This is a genomic window from Streptomyces sp. NPDC047043 (assembly GCF_040644055.1).
Taxonomy (GTDB): domain Bacteria; phylum Actinomycetota; class Actinomycetes; order Streptomycetales; family Streptomycetaceae; genus Streptomyces.
The window spans coordinates 198,431-214,453 of record NZ_JBEYVO010000008.1 but is presented as its reverse complement, the minus strand read 5'-3'; the positions used below and the strand labels follow the sequence as shown (position 1 = coordinate 214,453).

Below are 16,023 nucleotides of genomic sequence, written 5' to 3'. Positions count from 1 at the left end.
CAAGAGTGGAGTCGACGGCATCCCCGCCACCACGAGGAGAACCGATGACTCCACTCACCACGCTCGCGCCGCGGGCCGAGGAGGGCGACACCCCGCCCACCCGCTTCGACGACCAGCTCGCCGCCCAGCTGCTCGCACAGCGGATCGTGCTGCTGGGCACGCAGGTCGACGAGGTCTCCGCGAACCGGGTCTGTGCCCAGCTGCTGGTCCTGTCCGCGGAGGACCCGCGCACCGACATCAGCCTGTTCATCCAGAGCCCGGGCGGTTCCGTGCACGCCGGGCTCGCGATCTACGACACGATGCGGCTGATCCCGAACGACGTCTCGACGCTCGCCATGGGCTTCGCGGCCAGCATGGGCCAGTTCCTGCTCTGCGGCGGCGCACCCGGCAAGCGCTACGCCCTGCCCAACGCGCGCATCATGATGCACCAGGGGTCGGCGGGCATCGGCGGCACCACCGCCGACATCGAGATCCAGGCGGACAACCTGGAGCACACCAAGCGGACCATGGAGCGGCTCATCGCCGAGCACACCGGCCAATCGCCGGAGACCATCTCCCGGGACGGCGACCGGGACCGCTGGTTCACGGCCGAGGAGGCCAGGGAGTACGGCATCGTGGACCGGGTGGTGGAGTCCTTCGCGGACGTCCGCCCGGCCGCCTCGAAGCGACGGATGGGGCTGTGACATGGGGAACTACACGATTCCGTACGTCGTCGAGCGCACCGCGAACGGTGAGCGGTCCTCCGACGTGTTCAGCCGGCTGCTGTCGGAGCGGATCATCTTCCTCGGCACCGAGATCGACGACGGAGTGGCCAACGTCGTCATCGCGCAACTCCTCCATCTGGAGTCGTCGGCCCCGGACAGCGAGATCTCGATCTACATCAACTCGCCCGGCGGATCGTTCACTTCGCTCATGGCGATCTACGACACGATGACGTTCGTGCAGGCGCCGATCTCGACCTTCTGTGTCGGCCAGGCCGCCTCCACCGCGGCCGTGCTCCTGGCCGGCGGGGATCCCGGGCGGCGGTTCGTGCTGGAGCACGCGCGTGTGCTGCTCGGGCAGCCCGCCTCCGGTGGCAGCCGGGGCACGATCTCCGATCTCGCGCTGCAGGCGAAGGAGATGGTGCGGATCCGCTCCCAGGTCGAGGAGGTGCTGGCCCGGCACACCCACCACGAACTCGCGACACTGCGTGCGGACATGGATCGCGACAAGGTGTTCACCGCCGAGGAGGCGGTGGCGTACGGGCTGGCCGACGAGGTGGTGAGCCGGCGCCTCGTCTCGGTGTGAGGCGCCGGCCGGAAGGCGTCCTCAGGCGGCCAGGCACAGTCCGTTGTACGGCGACGCGGACGTGCCCCGGCTGCGGCCGGTGTGGCGGCTGCTGATCCGGGTGAGCTCGCCCTGGGCCAGCGACAGCAGATCGCCGAGGCCCAGGCCCAGGGCGTGGGCGGCGGCCGCGAGGACCTCGGAGGAGGCCTCCTTGCGGCCGCGCTCCACCTCGGAGAGGTACGGCATGGAGATCCGGGCCGCGTCGGCCACGTCCTTGAGGGTGCGCTCCTGGGCGAGGCGCTCTCGCCGCAGGACGTCGCCGATCAGGTCGCGCCACAAGGGTTCCCTGGGCGCGGGAGCCGCAGGAACGGGCGGGGCCGAGGGCGCCGGGGAGGCCTGGCGCGGAGGCGGCGAGGTGGCGGGGCGCGCACCCTGCGGGCGGCGCAGCGGAATGACTCGGGCTTCGTTCGGCGCTTGGCTGCTCACCTCTTCAGCCTAGGTTTTCCGGGCCCCGGCGGAAGGGGGCGGTATTCCGCCCAGAGTGGAATCATGGAGGGAGACGACGTCGTGGTGAGGCCCGACGCAGCGCATCCGGCCCGTCGCCGTGCGTGCCGGTGGGCATGCAACGGCGCGGAGGGGGTACGCGCAACCGGTAGGGCTTGACGCAGACGTCGAACCGTGACTTCGGGAGAGGACATGGACACCGCCGTGGAACGGTCAGAGGCACAGGTCGTGGGGACCGCCGGGACCGGCACGGAAAACGGACCACTGCCAGGTATCGCGGAACCGCGAGCCGTGGCTCCCCGTGACGCTCGGGAACTGTCCCGCCAGTTCTTCCAGCGCCTGTCGGAACTCGAGGAGGGCACGCACGAGTACCAGTACGCGCGCAACACGCTCATCGAGATGAACATCTCGCTGGTGCGCTTCGCCGCCGGACGGTTCCGGGGGCGCGGCGACGAGATGGAGGACCTCGTCCAGACCGGAATGATCGGCCTGATCAAGGCGATCGACCGTTTCGAGCTGGCCCGGGAGGTCGAGTTCACCTCGTTCGCGCTGCCGTACATCGTCGGTGAGATCAAGCGGTTCTTCCGCGACACCACCTGGGCGGTGCACGTACCGCGCCGGCTGCAGGAGCTGCGCGTCGAACTGGCCAAGGCCCGTGAGGAGCTCGCCAGCCGGCTGGACCGGGAGCCGACGGTGCCCGAGCTCGCCACCTTGATGAACATCCCCGAAGGCGAGGTGATCGAGGCGCAGATCGCCTCCAACGGCTACAACTCCTCGTCCCTGGACGCAGCGCTGACCGGCGACGGCCCGGAGGACGGCGAGGCGGTGCTCGCCGACTTCATCGGCGTGGAGGAGGACGGGCTGCGGCTCGTCGAGGACTTCCAGTCGCTCGCCCCGCTCATGGCCGAACTCGGCGAGCGCGACCGGCAGATCATCCACATGAGGTTCGTGGAGGAGGCCACCCAGGCGGAGATCGGCGAACGGCTCGGCTGCTCGCAGATGCATGTGTCCCGCCTGATCAAGCGGATCATCGCGCGGCTTCGCGAGGGGATGCTGGGCGAGCTCGGCTGCGCGTGAGGGACAGACACGCGCACCTCCACGGGTGACCGCCGCAGGCCACTGCGGCGGTCATTCGCCGTTCAGCGCCACCACTGCGAACACCCGCTTGCCCACCGGCACCCGCTCGACGACGACCCGGGCGGCCAGTACGTGGACTATCTCCAGACCGTGCCGGCCGACGCGCTCGGGGTCCTTGGGGAAGCGGCGGGGCAGGGCCGCACTGCTGTCGTACACGCACACCGAGACCGCACTGTCGGTGCCCTCGAGTTCCAGGATGTACGGCCCGTTGCTGTGCCGATCCGCGTTGGTGACCAGCTCGCTCACCACCAGGAGCACTTCGTCCAAGGCCCGGTCGTCGATCTTGGCGCACCACTCGGTTCTGAGCTGGTCCACGAAGTGTGCGGCGAAGGACCGCGCCTCGGCGATGCATCCGGGTTCGCCGGAGTAGTGCGCCGCCCGCCGCAGCGGTTCGACGGGCACGTCGAAACCAGTCGGTACCACTGCCCCGCCCACATGCTCGATCATGCGTTTCTCTCTCGGAAGCCGGCCTGGCCGGACGCTGCTGCATCAGTGCTGTTACCCCGAGCCGGGCCGCGCAGTCCCGTCCGGACCGATGTGTCCGCTTCGACTCAGAGCGCCGGTGATGTGGTGATCGACTCCGACTGGAGCGCGGACGAGGTGGTGATCGACTCCGGCTGGCTCGTCTCCGGCTCGGAGGAGCTCGATCCGGAATCCGGCGGCGAGGAGGACGAGGAGCTGGGCGCGGACGGCGTGGACGGGGCGGTCGACGTCGGCGGGCAGCTGGTCTTGGAGCTCTCGCCGGGCGAGGAGGCGCACGGGGGCGGCGACTTGGACGACGGCGAGGTCGGTGCCGTCGGCGTGGACACGCTGACCGACGGGGAGGGCTTCACCGGCGGCTCGGTCTTGTGGTCGTGGTGGCCGGTGTCGCCGCGGTGCCGGCCGATCCACTCGTGGTGGTCGGGGTCGTAGATGACGAAGATGTTGATGATCCGCGGTGCGGGGGTGACCACGACGACGTTCGCGGGGCGGTACGCCGGCCAGGAGTCGCCGGTGCGTTTCGGGGTGGTCTGCAGGGCGACGGGCGGGGTGAGCGGGTTGCCGCAGGCGCAGCGCACGCGGGGCACGCCGTGGCTGTCGACGAGGACGGCGGTGCCGGTCTGCAGGACGGCCTGGTAGCTGGTGGCGGCGCCGTCGCGGTAGCCGTGGTTGGTGACGCGGGTGTCCATGCGCAGCTGCACGGGGGTGAGTGCGCGCAGGTAGGTGGGGACCTGGGCGGGGGTGACGTCGGCGACGGAGGCGAACGCCTTGTTCTTGGCGGGGGTGGCCTGGAGGGTCTTGATCTGTTTCTCCACGTCGCAACTGGAGACGTTGCGGGTGCCGCCGTACAGTCCGGGCGCCCCGCCTTCGACGCCGCGTACGGCGTTGGCCGGCGCGGACTCGGTGGCCGGGGAGGCGGAAACCGGTGGGGCGGAGCTCTCCGTGGCCGTGGACTGGGTGAACGGCTCGGGTCCGGTCTTGCCGGCGGCCTGCAGGAAGACCTCGCCGCCCTTGCCCGTGCCTCCGTCGGAGCGGGTGAACACGACGGCGAGGACCACGGCGGCGACCACCGCGGTGGTGAGCACGGCGACGCGGGGAGCCGACTTCCACCAGGGGCGGTGGGGCTCCGGCGACGGCGTGCCTCCACTGCTGCCCGGCGGCTGCGAGGGCGGACCCGAGGGTGGCTGGGAGGGGCCCGACAGCGGGCCGGAGGGCGGTCCTGTGGGTCGGCCGGAGGACGGCGGTTCGACGCTCACGAGCTCTTCTTCCCGACGTGTGTTTTCTGCGGCTCGCCCCGATTCCTGCCGCTTTCCTGCCTTGTGAACCTATTGTGTGCTCCGGTCCCGTGCTGCCCGCAAGCCGACGCGGACGGCCCTCCCGGCGGGCGGGGGCCGCGGGTGCTGCTTAGCGTGGCAAGGGTGAGTCCGCGACCCCCCTTCGCCCCGGCCGTCTCCCGTCATGGCTGGGTGCAGGCCCTCGCCGCGGTGCTGGCCTCGCTGGTCGCCATGGGGGTGGTCGCCGCGCTGGGACTGTGGGCGGCCGGTGCGGCGGATCTTCCGGACGGGGCCTTCCCGCGCGTGGTCGCGGCCACGGTCGTCACGGCCGTCGGCGGCACGATCGAACTGTCCGGAAACGCAGGCGGCCTGGCCAAGTCCAACGCCGGTCTCACCGTGATCCCGCTGTCCGTCACGCTCGTCGGGGCACTCGTGCTCGCCGCCGGTTTCCTGCGCCCGCTGCGGCACCGGGCGGTCGCCGGCGCGCCGGAGCTGGCCGGCTGGGCCGCCCGGCTCGCCGTGCTGTGGCTGCTCGCGCTGCTGGGCCTGGCCTTCGCCGCCCGGCAGAGCTTCACGCTCTCGCTCGGCGAGGGGACGATCGGCGACATCGGCGACCTGTTCGACGTCTCGCCGAAGGTCGGCTTCAAGACCGATGTGCCGCTGACTCTGCTCTTCGGTGTGCTGTGGCTGGTCGGAGTACTGGTGCTGGCCCTGCTGGTCGCGCGGGGGGCGCCGCTGCCGGGACGCCTGCTGCGCTTTCAGGAGTCGGTACGGCCGGCCGCGTACGCCATGGTCGTCCTGCTACTGGCGTACGTCGTTCTGGGCATCGTCATCGGCCTGGTCGTCGCGCTGGTCCGGGGCCACCGGGTCGAGACGCTGGCCGTGATCCTGCTGGGTATGCCGAACCTGGTCTGGCTGGCGCTCACGCTCGGCCTCGGTGCCACCTGGACCGGCAGGGTGCAGGGACCGTTCGGGCTGCCGATGCCGCATGTGCTGGACGAGGTGCTGCGCACCAAGGAGGTCTCCACCCTCAACCTGCGCACGCTCGCCGAGTACGACGGCCGGGTGTGGTGGCTCATGGTCGCGGCCGCGGTCATGCTGCTGGCCGCCGCGTTCCTGCTGGCGGCCCGCTCCCCGGCCCGGATACGCGCCTGGCAGCACGCCCTGCACATGGCGGTCGCACTCGCGCTGACCGTGCTCATGATCTGCCTGGTCTGCCGGATCTCCGCGCACTACGGGCTGTCGGTGCTCGGGATCGGCGACCTGGGCGGGGATCTGGCCGGTGACCTGTTTCTCAAACCCCAGGTGTGGACCGCGCTGGGCCTCGCGCTGCTGTGGGGGCTGGTGACCGGTCTGCTCGGCGCGCTGCTGGCCAGGCCGGTGCGGCGACGGGGCGAAACGGAAAAGAGGTGGGACGGATGATGGCGTCCGTGGAAGTGTGCGGTCAGCCCAGGCTCTGTCTGACGACCGGGACTAGGGAAGGGCAGCACATGGCGCTGGCTCTCGAAGACCGCCTGGCGGTCACCGAGTTGATCGCACTGCACGGCCACCTGGTCGACGACGGGGACCTGGACCGGTCACACGAGGTGTTCACGTCCGACGTCGTCTACGACCTGTCCGACTTCGGCCAGGGCGAGGTCGCCGGGCTCGCCGCCCTCAAGGAGGCGGCGCTGGCGCTGGGCGCGAAGAACCCCGTGGCGCACCACGTGACCAACGTGGTGATAGAGGAGGCCGCCGACGACCGGGTGCGTGCCCGTTCCAAGGGGCTCGGGATCATGGCGGACGGCTCGTGCGGGTCGGTGACGTACGAGGACGAGCTGGTGCGCGTCGCGGCGGGCTGGCGGATCTGCCGGCGCAAGGTGATCGCGCGGCGGGTGCCGCTCAGCGGACTGGGTCAGGAGGCGTGAAGACCGGCTCCGCCCACCGCGGCGGCGGTGCCGGCCGCCCCTGCCCCTCCCCCACGACCCGCAGGTCCACCTCCGTCGGCGGGTGGCCGACGGTCGCCTCGCCGGTCACGGCAGCGCGCAGGGCGGTCACGAAGGCCAGGCACGAGTCGTGGCGGTCGTCCGGGCTCTTGGCCAGCGCCTCGGCGAACACCGCGTCCATCCGGGGCGCGAGGTCGGGGCGGAATTCCGTCAGCGGGGGCGGCTCGTCGTACTGGTGGGCCCACAGCAGAGCCATGTCGTCGTCACGCCGGAAGGGCGGGCGGCCGGCCAGGGACTCGTAGACGACGCAGGCGAAGCCGTAGACGTCGCAGCGCCCGTCGACGGGTCGGCCGGAGATCTGCTCCGGAGCCACGTAGTCGAGCGTGCCGACGAACTGGCCGACGGTGGTGAAGCCGGTCAGGGACAGCGACTTCTTGGTCAGGCCGAAGTCCGTCAGATAGGTGTGCTCGGGGTGGTCGCTGTCGGTGCCGCGGGCGACCAGGATGTTGCCGGGCTTCACGTCCCGGTGGACCAGCCCGTGCTCGTGGGCCGCGTCCAGCGCGGAGCCGACCTGCGCGGCGATGCGCAGCGCGACCGCGGGTGCCAACGGGCCCCGCCGGTCGAGGAGATGACGCAGGTCGCTGCCCTCGACGTAACGCATGGCGATGTACAGGACGCCGTCCGTCTCGCCCGCCTCGTACACCGGCACGATGTGCGGGTGGTCGATCGCGGCGGCCGCCCGGGACTCATGGGTGAAGCGGAGGCGGAAGGTGTCGTTGCGGGCGAGTTCCGGGGCGAGCAGCTTCAGCGCGACGGTGCGGTCCAGGCGCAGGTCGCGGGCGCGGTAGACGACGGCCATGCCGCCGCGGCCGATCTCGCGCTCGATGCGGTAGCCGGCGACCTGCCTGCCGATCAGTTCCGAGGGGCGGCCGGAGAAGAGGCCGGTGTCACGGTCCATCGGGTGTCACGACCTGGGTGGGCGCGTGGCCGGGGTCCGCGGCCGCGGCGCGGGGTTCGTCGTCCGTGGCGTAGGTGCTCAGGCGCATCCCGTCGCCGTACACCCACCGGCCGTGCTCGGTGTCGTAGAGCCACATGGACTCGCCGTCGACGACGACGCCGATGCGCAGTCCTTTCGTACGGCCGCGGAAGGACTCTCCGTCCAGGCCGCCGCCGGCGAGTTCCTCGACCGCGGTCCGGTAGCGGGCCAGGGCCTGTTCGGTGCGGGCGATCAGGGGGCGGGGGTCGGCGGTGCGGGCCTCGGGGCCGCCGGTGGCGGGCGGGTCCTGGGGCACGGCGACCAGGAAGCGGCCGTCGACCCAGGCCGACCAGCCGTTGGCGCACAGGACGTGGCCCCAGTCGCCGCGCCGCTCGACCAGCTGGACGGGCAGGAGCGGGTCGAGGGGCACGGTGGGACGGGCGGGGTCGGGGGCCTCCCAGGCGGGCATGCCGTGCTGGGGGACGACGTGGGTGGGGCGGAAGCCGGGGGTCGTCATCACCGCTCCTACTTCCGCATCACGGCGGGTTCGTGCCGGCGCAGCAGCCGCGACACCGCGAACCCGAAGACCGCCGAGAGCACGACCAGCATGGCGATGTTCAGCAGCCACACCCCGGCCGAGTGCTTGAAGAGCGGGTCACCGGTCAGGTCGCCGGGCACGATGCGGGCCAGTCCGACGGTGCCCGCCATCGCGCCGAGCGCCCACCGGGAGGGCACCAGCCAGGACAGCTGCTCCAGGCCGGGTACGCCGTGCAGCTTCAGCAGGGCGCCGCAGAAGACGACTTGGACGATGGCGAGCAGCACCAGCAGCGGCATCGTCACCTCTTCCTTGTGCACCAGCGCCGACACCAACAGGCCGAGCATCATCGCCGTGAATGCCAACAGGGCGACGGCCACGGTGATTTCGGCAAGGGGCGGCATCAACACACCCTCGCCGCCCGGCGCGTTGAGATCGACGCCTGCCAGCCCGACCAGGGTCAGCACCACGGCCTGCAGCACGGTGATCGTCCCCAGCACGACGACCTTCGACATCAGGTACGCCGATCTGGACAGGCCCACGGCCCGTTCGCGCTGGTAGATGGTGCGCTCCTTGACGAGCTCGCGCACGGCGTTGGCCGCTCCGGTGAGGACGCCGCCGACGCAGAGGATGAGCAGCGCGTTCATCGCCGTCGCCTGTGTCAGCTTGTTGCCGGCGAGGGCGCGGGCCATGGCGCCCATCACGAACGGCAGGGCGATCATGATGGCGAGGAACGTGCGGTCCGCGCTCAGTGCGGTCGTGTAGCGGCGGATCAGCGTGCCGAGCTGCCCGCCACGGCTGCGCGGCCGGGCCGGCGGGGTGATCACGACCGGGCCGGACCGGGGCACGCGGGGCTGGGCGGTGGCCTCGGTGACGTAGGCGCGGTGGAAGGGCGAGAAGCTGAAGTCGCCCGCCCAGTCGCGGTCGCGGTCCCGTTCGAAGGACTCGAAGGCCTCCGGCCACTGCTCGAAGCCGAAGAAGGCGAGGGCGTCCTCGGGCGGCCCGTAGTAGGCGACCTTGCCGCCGGGCGCGAGGACGAGGAGCCGGTCGCACACGTCGAGGCTCAGGACGCTGTGGGTGACCACGATGACGGTGCGGCCGTCGTCGGCGAGGCCGCGCAGCATGTGCATCACCGAGCGGTCCATGCCGGGGTCCAGACCGGAGGTCGGCTCGTCGAGGAAGAGCAGGGACGGCTTGGTCAGCAGCTCAAGGGCCACGCTGACCCGCTTGCGCTGCCCGCCCGACAGGCTGTGCACGGGCTGGTCGACGCGCTGCTCCAGGCCCAGTTCGCGGATGACCTCGTCGACCCGGGCGCGCCGCTCGGCCTTCGCGGTGTCCTCGGGGAAGCGCAGTTCGGCGGCGTAGGAAAGGGCGCTGCGGACGGTGAGCTGGGCGTGCAGGATGTCGTCCTGCGGGACCAGGCCGATGCGCTGGCGCAGTTCCGCGTAGTCCCGGTAGAGGTCGCGGCCGTCGTAGAGGACGGTGCCGTGGTCGGCCGGTCGCTGCCCGGTCAGCGCGTTCAGCAGCGTGGACTTGCCGGCGCCGCTCGGGCCGACCACCGCGAGCAGGCACTTCTCCCCCACCGGGAAGGAGACGTGGTCGAGCAGGGTCTTGCGGCCGCGGTCGACGGCGACCGTGAGGTCCTGCACGTCGAGGGAGACCTCGCCGGTGTCGACGTACTCCTGCAGCTGGTCGCCGACGAGGCAGAACGCGGAGTGGCCGATGCCGACGATGTCGCCGGGGCCGATCGGCGCGACGGTGACGGGCGAGCCGTTGAGGAACGTGCCGTTGTGGCTGCCGAGATCCGCGATCTCGTACGTCCCGTCGGGCAGGGCGCGCAGTTCGGCGTGCCGGCGCGAGACGCTCAGGTCGTCGACGACCAGGTCGTTGTCGGCCGCGCGGCCGATGCGGACGGTGCGGGTGGGCAGCGGCCGTACGTTCGTGGGCTGCCGAAAGGTGCCGGTCAGGCCGGGCATGGAAACCGCCGCCGCCGAGGGGCGCTCCCGGACCGGTGGGGGCACGTCGGCCAGGACGGCGCGCGGGCCGTCGGACGGGTTGCCGAAGCGGATCACGCTGCCGGGGCCCACACCCCACTCGTGGACGCGGCGGCCGTCGGTGAAGGTGCCGTTGGTGCTGTTCTCGTCCTCGATCAGCCAGTGGTCGTCGTCGGGCCGCAGCACCGCGTGGTGCCACGAGACCCTCGCATCGTCGATGACGATGTCGCTCAACGGGTCGCGTCCGACGTGGTAGTCGCGGCCCGGACTCATCACCAGGGAGCCTGTCTCGGTCTCCAGGACGAGTGCGGGCGCAGTCGGCGCGACGGGCCGCTCTGCCATGCGGTGAATTCTACCGATACGTCCACATGCGCGCCCGGCGTGGCGGACATGTGGACGGTCAGCCGACGGGCAGGACGAGCGCCGGGATGGTCCGCTGCATGCGCAGGGCGTCGATGGACTCGGCCAGCAGCTCGTACTCGGTGGTCTCGTCTCTGGTGGCGATCCGCACCAGCCGTCCGCCCGCCAACTCGTCGGCCACCAGCTCCTGTTGGGCGACATCGCCGCACCAGGAGCGCAGCACGGCCGGGACGTCGGGCACGGTGTCGGCGACGGGGACGAGGGAGCTCGGCGGGAAGTGCTCGGCCTCGGGCTGCGGGTCGAGGCGGTCGGCGATCCAGTTCGCCCGGTCGCGCAGCCACCACAGGGCGAGGGCCAGGGTGGGGGCCCGGTAGCTGCCTAAAGGCACCCCGATGCGTTCGCCCCCGCAGGTGCCGTACGCGGTGACATGGCATAAGAACTCGTCGTGCACGTTTCGCTCCCCCGTTGCTCGTTCGCCTGTCGGCCGGCCTCGCTTTCAGTGCGGCTCACGTGCTGTGCTTTCGGTGCGGCTCATGTGCTGTGCGTGATGGCGTCTTCGCTCGCCGTGAAGTCCCTTAAGTGTTGAGTATGTTCACTACTGAAACACTGTCACCACGTCTTTCCGGCCAGTCTCCTGGCATATTCACAGGGGGAGTTGGCCGAAACCCTGCGAGTGCCGCCATTACCCGAGGGGTAATCGACCGCGCTCGGAGCCGCGGGCATGGTTGTCGGTACCGGATCGCCGGAGCGCGAATCCGGGTCCTGACCAGCAATGACCACTCGATGGAGGCTGATCGCCCATGTCCGCGAACACCGACCGTTACGAGAGCGCCGTCGCCCGTTACTTCGAGGCTTGGAACGCGAGCGAGCCCGAGGAGCTGACGAAGGCGGTGGCCGCCGCGTGGACCGCGGACGGCTCCTACACCGACCCCCTCGCCGATGTCCGCGGCCACGACCAGGTCGCGGCCGTGATCACGGCGGCCCACGAGCAGTTCCCGGGTTTCGCCTTCCGGCAGAGCGGCGCCGTGGAGGGCCACCACGACACGGCGCGCTTCGCCTGGGAGCTGGTGAGCGAGGCCGACGGCTCGGCACCGGTGGCCGGCTCCGACGTGATCACCCTGGACGCGGACGGCCGTATCCGCTCCGTGCTCGGGTTCCTGGACCGGGTGCCCGCGCGGGCATGACGGCCCGTCCCGCGATGAGTTTCCCCGTTCCCGGCGGTCTGCCGAGTGAAGGACCACCGGGAGCGGAGGAAGCATCATGGCCACGATCGGCAAGCTGGACGCGGAGTTCACCGCGGTCCTGCGCAAGAGCCCGAACGAGGGCGGCTGGATCTATCTCGTCTGGCCGGGGTCCGTCGAGTTCTTCGGCACCCGCGGGCTGGTCAAGGTCCGCGGCACGATCGACGGACACCCCTTCCGCAGTTCCTTCATGGCGCTGGGGAACGACACCCACAAGTTGCCCGTGAAGGCCGAGATCCGCAAGGCCATCGGGAAGGCGGAGGGCGACACGGTGACCGTGCGTCTGGAGGAGCGGATCAGCTCCTGACCGCGTCACGGTAGCGGCGGGGCGCGACACCGACGGCGCGCTTGAAGGCGTTGCTGAAGGCGCTCTCGGAGGTGTAGCCGACGGAACGGGCGAGCACCGCGACGGGCACCGCGTCCTGCCGCAGGGCGCGGGCCGCGAGGCTCATGCGCCAGTTGAGCAGATACGTCAGCGGCGGCACCCCGGCCGCCTCCTTGAACCGTACGGCGAAGGTGGTGCGGGACATCGTGGCCGCCCGGGCCAGCTCCGCCAGCTGCCAGGGGTGGCCCGGGTCCTCGTGCATCAGACGCAGGGCCGGGGCGAGCCGTTCGTCGGCGAGGGCGCGCAGCCAGCCGGGCGGGAGCCCCTCGGACTCGGCGAGGCAGACCCGGAGCACCTGCACGAACAACAGCTGGGCCAGCTGGTCCGAGGCGAACTCGACACCGGCCCGGCGCGTCTTCATCTCCCCCACCAGCTGCCCGGTCAGCCAGCGCAGCACCGGCGCCTCGGCCGCGTCGGCCCGAACGTGGATCAGCTCCGGCAGCGCGCGGCGCAGCAGTTCGCCGCTGTCCCGGCTCAGGTCGATGTGCCCGGACACGCACGCGACGTCCTCGTCCTCACCCTGGCCGAGCCGTGCCATACGGGTCGCGGGTTCCATCGTCACGGCGTCGGAGTCGACGGGTTCGAGGCCCGGCGCACTGCACAGCACGTACGGCTGTCTGCCGTCCGAGACGACCACGTCACCCTCGGACAGGGACACCGGCTCCCCACCGCCCTCGCGCAGCAGCAGACAGCCGCCCCGCAGCACGGCGTTCACCTTCAGCTTGTCGCGTCCGCGCAGCCGGATCGCCCAGGTCCCACCCGCCGTGAAGCCGCCGGAGAACACACTGCGGGCGCCTGCGACGGCGAGGGCGTCGGAGAGCGGATCGGCGGACATGCTCGAACTATCACGCAAGTAATGCGGATTCTCAAGCATTCATCGTACGGAGACGCGCCCCTACGGTGGCCTGAACGGATCGCTTTCGAGGAGACACCGACCATGACCACCGCACAGCACCCGCTCCCCTCCGGCTTCGGCGCCGCGTCCACCGCGGAGGAGGTGATCAAGGGCGTCGACCTGACCGGCAAGGTCGCGATCGTCACCGGCGGCTACTCCGGCATCGGTCTGGAGACGGCCCGTGTGCTGGGCGCTGCAGGCGCCGAGGTCGTCGTACCGGCGAGGGATCTTCAGCGGGCCCGGGAGGCTCTCCAGGACGTGCCCGGTGCCGAGGCCGAGTACCTGGACCTGCTGGATCCGGCGTCGATCGACGCCTTCGCGGAGAAGTTCCTGGGCTCCGGGCGGCCGCTGCACATCCTGGTCAACAGCGCCGGGCTCATGGCGACCCCGCTGACCCGGGACGCCCGCGGGTACGAGGTGCAGTTCGCCACGAACCACCTGGGCCACTTCCAACTGGTCGCGCGCCTGTGGCCGGCGCTGGTCGCGGCCGGCGGTGCGCGGGTGGTGGCGGTGTCCTCGCGAGGCATCCGCTTCGCCGACGTCGACTTCGACGACCTGCACTTCGAGCACCGGCCCTACGAGCCGTTCGCCGCCTACGGCCAGTCCAAGACCGCCAACGCCCTGTTCGCCGTCGAACTGGACCGGCGCGGGCGGACGGACGGTGTGCGGGCCTTCTCCGTGCACCCGGGCATCATCATCGACACGGGCCTGATCAAGCACGTCGACCCGGAGATCATCCGTGCGTCCGGCACGGTCGACGAGGCGGGCAGGCCGATCCGAGACCCCGAGCGCCAGTGGAAGACGGTGCAGCAGGGCGCGGCCACGAGTGTCTGGTGCGCCACCAGCCCGCAGCTCTCCGGTGTCGGCGGTGTCTACTGCGAGAACTGTGACGTCAGCCCGCTGGTGACGCCCGAGACCGAGGCCGCCTGGTACGCGGGCGAGGAGACGCCGGGTGTCCTGCCACACGCCGTGGACCCAGAGGCGGCGGCCCGCCTCTGGGAGGCCAGCGAGCGTCTTACTGCTGGATGATCGCGTCGATGCGGGCGAGCTCGTCGGCGTCGAAGTCCAGGTTGCGGGTGGCCGCGACACTGTCCTCGATCTGCTGCGGACTGCTCGCACCGACCAGCGCGGAGGTCACCCGGCCGCCGCGCAGCACCCAGGCCAGGGCCAGCTGCGCCAGGGTCTGGCCGCGGCCCTTGGCGATCTCGTCGAGGGCGCGCAGCTTGCCGACCAGTTCCGCGGTGAGCCTGTCCGAGTTCAGGAACGGGCTGTCGCTCGCGGCCCGCGAGTCCTCCGGGATGCCGTCGAGGTAGCGGGCGGTCAGCACGCCCTGCTCCAGCGGGGAGAAGACGATGGAGCCGACCTGGAGCTCGTCCAGCGTGTCCAGCAGCCCCGACTCCTCTGGTCCGCGGGCCAGCATCGAGTAGCGCGGCTGGTGGATGAGGAGGGGGGTGCCCAGCTCGCCCAGGATGCGGGCGGCCTCGCGGGTCTGCTCGGGCGAGTAGTTGGAGACACCGACGTAGAGCGCCTTGCCCTGCTGGACCGCCGAGTGCAGGGCACCCATCGTCTCCTCCAGGGGAGTCTCCGGGTCGGGGCGGTGCGAGTAGAAGATGTCGACGTAGTCCAGGCCCATGCGCGCAAGGCTCTGGTCGAGCGAGGACAGCAGGTACTTGCGGGAGCCCCATTCGCCGTACGGGCCGGGCCACATGAGGTAGCCGGCCTTGGTGGAGATCACCAGCTCGTCGCGGTAGCCGGCGAAGTCCGCCTTCAGCGCCGCACCGAGCGCGGACTCTGCGGCGCCGGGCGGCGGACCGTAGTTGTTGGCCAGGTCGAAATGGTTGACGCCGAGGTCGAAGGCGCGGCGCAGGATGGCCCGCTGGGTCTCGACCGGGCGGTCGGGACCGAAGTTGTGCCACAGGCCGAGCGAGAGCGCGGGGAGCTTGAGGCCGCTGCGTCCGGTGCGGCGGTAGGGCATGTCCGCGTAGCGGTCGGGGTGTGCGGTGTACAACGCGACTCCAGAGGGGTTGGCACACGAATCACGGATTCCGGGAACTCTGGGAAACCAGTACCCACTCTTTCGTGACCTGCGGGCAGTGGTCCAACAGGAGAATCCGATGGAACTAAGCGGATAGGCTTCTCAATCATGGAACTGCGCCATCTCCAGCACTTCGTCGCGGTCGCCGAGGACCAGCACTTCACCCGGGCCGCGGAACGGCTGATGGTGTCCCAGTCGGGTCTGTCGGCCTCGATCCGGGCGCTGGAGCGGGAGTTGCAGACCCCGCTGTTCGTCCGCACCACTCGCCGGGTGACCCTCACGGAGGCCGGGCGGGCGCTGCTGGGCGAGGCGGAGCGGATCCTCGCGCAGGTGCGGTCGGCGCACGAGGCGGTCGCGGCCGTGCAGGGCGTGCTGCGCGGGACGCTCGCGCTGGGCACGGAGCAGTGCATCGCGGGGGTGCACGTGGCGGGGTTGCTCGCCGCGTTCCGGCGCCGCCATCCGGATGTGGAGATACGGCTGCGGCAGGCCGGCTCGGGCGCCTTGGCGGAGGAGGTCGCGGCCGGGCGTCTGGACCTGGCCTTCGCCTACCGCACGCAGGCGGACACCGACCAGCTGCGCTCGGTGTCGCTGACCGGCGAGCCGATGACCGTGCTGTGCCACCCCACCCATCGCCTGGCGACCGGCGGCGCGGCCGTCACGCCGGACGACCTCGGCGGCGAGGTGTTCGTCGACTTCCACCCGGACTGGGGGCCGCGGCGCACCACCGACACGGCCTTCGCCGCGGCGGGCGTACGGCGCACCGTCGCGCTGGAGGTGAACGACGTGCACAGCCTGCTGGACCTGGTGGACGAGAACCTCGGCATCGCGGTCGTCCCCCGGCACTTCCGGCACAAGCGCGAGGCGCTGACGGCCCTGCCCGTGAAGGGCACCGGCGAGACGGTCTACGAGACGGTGGCCCTGCTGCCGCCGCCCCAGGCGACCAGCCCCGCGGCCCGGGCGCTGATGGCGCTTCTGGAGCAGGGGACGCACGAGGGACCGTAATGCGCGATGGTGGA

The 16,023-nt window shown here is 71.3% G+C and carries 18 protein-coding genes; 9 read left to right on the top strand and 9 right to left on the bottom strand.

Going from position 1 to position 16,023, the window contains the following annotated elements; genetic code table 11:
• Positions 1-44: 44 nt before the first annotated feature.
• Positions 45-683 carry an ATP-dependent Clp protease proteolytic subunit gene (locus tag ABZ880_RS14820; RefSeq protein ID WP_361261508.1) on the top strand — a complete coding sequence of 213 codons (639 nt, stop codon included), beginning with the start codon at positions 45-47 and terminating at the stop codon, positions 681-683.
• Between the two features lies 1 nt (position 684).
• Complete coding sequence (locus ABZ880_RS14815) at positions 685-1,287, top strand: ATP-dependent Clp protease proteolytic subunit (RefSeq protein WP_361261505.1); 603 nt, start codon at positions 685-687, stop codon at positions 1,285-1,287.
• A 21-nt stretch (positions 1,288-1,308) separates the two neighbouring features.
• Here the strand turns inward: ABZ880_RS14815 and ABZ880_RS14810 are convergent, their stop codons facing one another.
• The gene (locus tag ABZ880_RS14810) at positions 1,309-1,752 is read right to left on the bottom strand and encodes a helix-turn-helix transcriptional regulator (protein WP_361261502.1); all 444 of its coding nucleotides are present in this window, start codon (positions 1,750-1,752) and stop codon (positions 1,309-1,311) included.
• Positions 1,753-1,962: 210 nt separating this feature from the next.
• On the opposite strand from ABZ880_RS14810, the gene ABZ880_RS14805 reads away from it, so the two are divergent.
• On the top strand, positions 1,963-2,847 hold the full coding sequence (locus tag ABZ880_RS14805) for an RNA polymerase sigma factor SigF (RefSeq protein WP_361261499.1): 885 nt from the start codon (positions 1,963-1,965) through the stop codon (positions 2,845-2,847).
• 51 nt (positions 2,848-2,898) lie between these two features.
• Here ABZ880_RS14805 and ABZ880_RS14800 read toward each other — a convergent pair whose 3' ends face one another.
• The gene (locus ABZ880_RS14800; protein WP_361261497.1) at positions 2,899-3,354 is read right to left on the bottom strand and encodes an ATP-binding protein; all 456 of its coding nucleotides are present in this window, start codon (positions 3,352-3,354) and stop codon (positions 2,899-2,901) included.
• A 104-nt stretch (positions 3,355-3,458) separates the two neighbouring features.
• Positions 3,459-4,643, bottom strand: a complete 1,185-nt coding sequence (locus ABZ880_RS14795) for a DUF6777 domain-containing protein (protein ID WP_361261494.1) — start codon at positions 4,641-4,643, stop codon at positions 3,459-3,461.
• 162 nt (positions 4,644-4,805) lie between these two features.
• On the opposite strand from ABZ880_RS14795, the gene ABZ880_RS14790 reads away from it, so the two are divergent.
• Positions 4,806-6,083 carry a streptophobe family protein gene (locus tag ABZ880_RS14790; protein WP_361261491.1) on the top strand — a complete coding sequence of 426 codons (1,278 nt, stop codon included), beginning with the start codon at positions 4,806-4,808 and terminating at the stop codon, positions 6,081-6,083.
• Positions 6,084-6,151: 68 nt separating this feature from the next.
• A complete protein-coding gene (locus ABZ880_RS14785; protein WP_361261488.1) occupies positions 6,152-6,568 on the top strand; it encodes a nuclear transport factor 2 family protein in 417 nt (138 codons plus the stop codon).
• On the opposite strand, the gene ABZ880_RS14780 is transcribed toward ABZ880_RS14785, so the two are convergent.
• The 4 genes from ABZ880_RS14780 to ABZ880_RS14765 are packed head-to-tail and all read right to left on the bottom strand — an operon-like array spanning position 6,543 to position 10,902.
• On the bottom strand, positions 6,543-7,544 hold the full coding sequence (locus ABZ880_RS14780) for a serine/threonine-protein kinase (protein ID WP_361261486.1): 1,002 nt from the start codon (positions 7,542-7,544) through the stop codon (positions 6,543-6,545). The two genes, ABZ880_RS14785 and ABZ880_RS14780, sit on opposite strands and share 26 nt — an antisense overlap.
• Positions 7,534-8,079, bottom strand: a complete 546-nt coding sequence (locus ABZ880_RS14775; protein WP_361261483.1) for a hypothetical protein — start codon at positions 8,077-8,079, stop codon at positions 7,534-7,536. The genes ABZ880_RS14780 and ABZ880_RS14775 overlap by 11 nt, the downstream gene beginning before the upstream one ends.
• A gap of 8 nt (positions 8,080-8,087) precedes the next feature.
• The gene (locus tag ABZ880_RS14770) at positions 8,088-10,433 is read right to left on the bottom strand and encodes an FHA domain-containing protein (protein ID WP_361261480.1); all 2,346 of its coding nucleotides are present in this window, start codon (positions 10,431-10,433) and stop codon (positions 8,088-8,090) included.
• A gap of 58 nt (positions 10,434-10,491) precedes the next feature.
• Positions 10,492-10,902 carry a hypothetical protein gene (locus ABZ880_RS14765; RefSeq protein WP_361261477.1) on the bottom strand — a complete coding sequence of 137 codons (411 nt, stop codon included), beginning with the start codon at positions 10,900-10,902 and terminating at the stop codon, positions 10,492-10,494.
• Between the two features lie 349 nt (positions 10,903-11,251).
• On the opposite strand from ABZ880_RS14765, the gene ABZ880_RS14760 reads away from it, so the two are divergent.
• On the top strand, positions 11,252-11,635 hold the full coding sequence (locus ABZ880_RS14760; RefSeq protein ID WP_361261475.1) for a nuclear transport factor 2 family protein: 384 nt from the start codon (positions 11,252-11,254) through the stop codon (positions 11,633-11,635).
• A 76-nt stretch (positions 11,636-11,711) separates the two neighbouring features.
• Positions 11,712-11,999: a DUF1905 domain-containing protein gene (locus ABZ880_RS14755; protein WP_361261472.1), complete on the top strand. Its 288-nt coding sequence runs from the start codon at positions 11,712-11,714 to the stop codon at positions 11,997-11,999.
• Here the strand turns inward: ABZ880_RS14755 and ABZ880_RS14750 are convergent.
• Complete coding sequence (locus tag ABZ880_RS14750) at positions 11,989-12,912, bottom strand: AraC family transcriptional regulator (protein ID WP_361261469.1); 924 nt, start codon at positions 12,910-12,912, stop codon at positions 11,989-11,991. The genes ABZ880_RS14755 and ABZ880_RS14750 overlap by 11 nt on opposite strands.
• A gap of 102 nt (positions 12,913-13,014) precedes the next feature.
• Between ABZ880_RS14750 and ABZ880_RS14745 the strand changes: the two genes are divergently transcribed.
• Positions 13,015-14,001, top strand: a complete 987-nt coding sequence (locus ABZ880_RS14745; RefSeq protein ID WP_361261467.1) for an oxidoreductase — start codon at positions 13,015-13,017, stop codon at positions 13,999-14,001.
• On the opposite strand, the gene mgrA is transcribed toward ABZ880_RS14745, so the two are convergent.
• Positions 13,988-14,980 (bottom strand): L-glyceraldehyde 3-phosphate reductase, encoded by a 993-nt coding sequence (gene mgrA / locus ABZ880_RS14740; protein WP_361261464.1) that lies wholly within the window; start codon positions 14,978-14,980, stop codon positions 13,988-13,990. The genes ABZ880_RS14745 and mgrA overlap by 14 nt on opposite strands.
• A gap of 135 nt (positions 14,981-15,115) precedes the next feature.
• Between mgrA and ABZ880_RS14735 the strand changes: the two genes are divergently transcribed.
• Positions 15,116-16,009, top strand: coding sequence for a LysR substrate-binding domain-containing protein (locus tag ABZ880_RS14735; protein ID WP_361261461.1), 894 nt, complete (start codon positions 15,116-15,118; stop codon positions 16,007-16,009).
• Positions 16,010-16,023 lie beyond the last annotated feature (14 nt).

Bases quoted from the DNA above. Each gene is read 5' to 3' on its own strand.
- ABZ880_RS14820 (WP_361261508.1), top strand. From the start codon at position 45: ATGACTCCACTCACCACGCTCGCGCCGCGGGCCGAGGAGGGCGACACC.
- ABZ880_RS14775 (WP_361261483.1), bottom strand. From the start codon at position 8,079: ATGACGACCCCCGGCTTCCGCCCCACCCACGTCGTCCCCCAGCACGGC.
- ABZ880_RS14785 (WP_361261488.1), top strand. From the start codon at position 6,152: ATGGCGCTGGCTCTCGAAGACCGCCTGGCGGTCACCGAGTTGATCGCA.
- ABZ880_RS14780 (WP_361261486.1), bottom strand. From the start codon at position 7,544: ATGGACCGTGACACCGGCCTCTTCTCCGGCCGCCCCTCGGAACTGATC.
- ABZ880_RS14750 (WP_361261469.1), bottom strand. From the start codon at position 12,912: ATGTCCGCCGATCCGCTCTCCGACGCCCTCGCCGTCGCAGGCGCCCGC.
- ABZ880_RS14800 (WP_361261497.1), bottom strand. From the start codon at position 3,354: ATGATCGAGCATGTGGGCGGGGCAGTGGTACCGACTGGTTTCGACGTG.
- ABZ880_RS14735 (WP_361261461.1), top strand. From the start codon at position 15,116: ATGGAACTGCGCCATCTCCAGCACTTCGTCGCGGTCGCCGAGGACCAG.
- ABZ880_RS14805 (WP_361261499.1), top strand. From the start codon at position 1,963: ATGGACACCGCCGTGGAACGGTCAGAGGCACAGGTCGTGGGGACCGCC.
- ABZ880_RS14770 (WP_361261480.1), bottom strand. From the start codon at position 10,433: ATGGCAGAGCGGCCCGTCGCGCCGACTGCGCCCGCACTCGTCCTGGAG.
- ABZ880_RS14815 (WP_361261505.1), top strand. From the start codon at position 685: ATGGGGAACTACACGATTCCGTACGTCGTCGAGCGCACCGCGAACGGT.
- ABZ880_RS14745 (WP_361261467.1), top strand. From the start codon at position 13,015: ATGACCACCGCACAGCACCCGCTCCCCTCCGGCTTCGGCGCCGCGTCC.
- ABZ880_RS14755 (WP_361261472.1), top strand. From the start codon at position 11,712: ATGGCCACGATCGGCAAGCTGGACGCGGAGTTCACCGCGGTCCTGCGC.
- ABZ880_RS14760 (WP_361261475.1), top strand. From the start codon at position 11,252: ATGTCCGCGAACACCGACCGTTACGAGAGCGCCGTCGCCCGTTACTTC.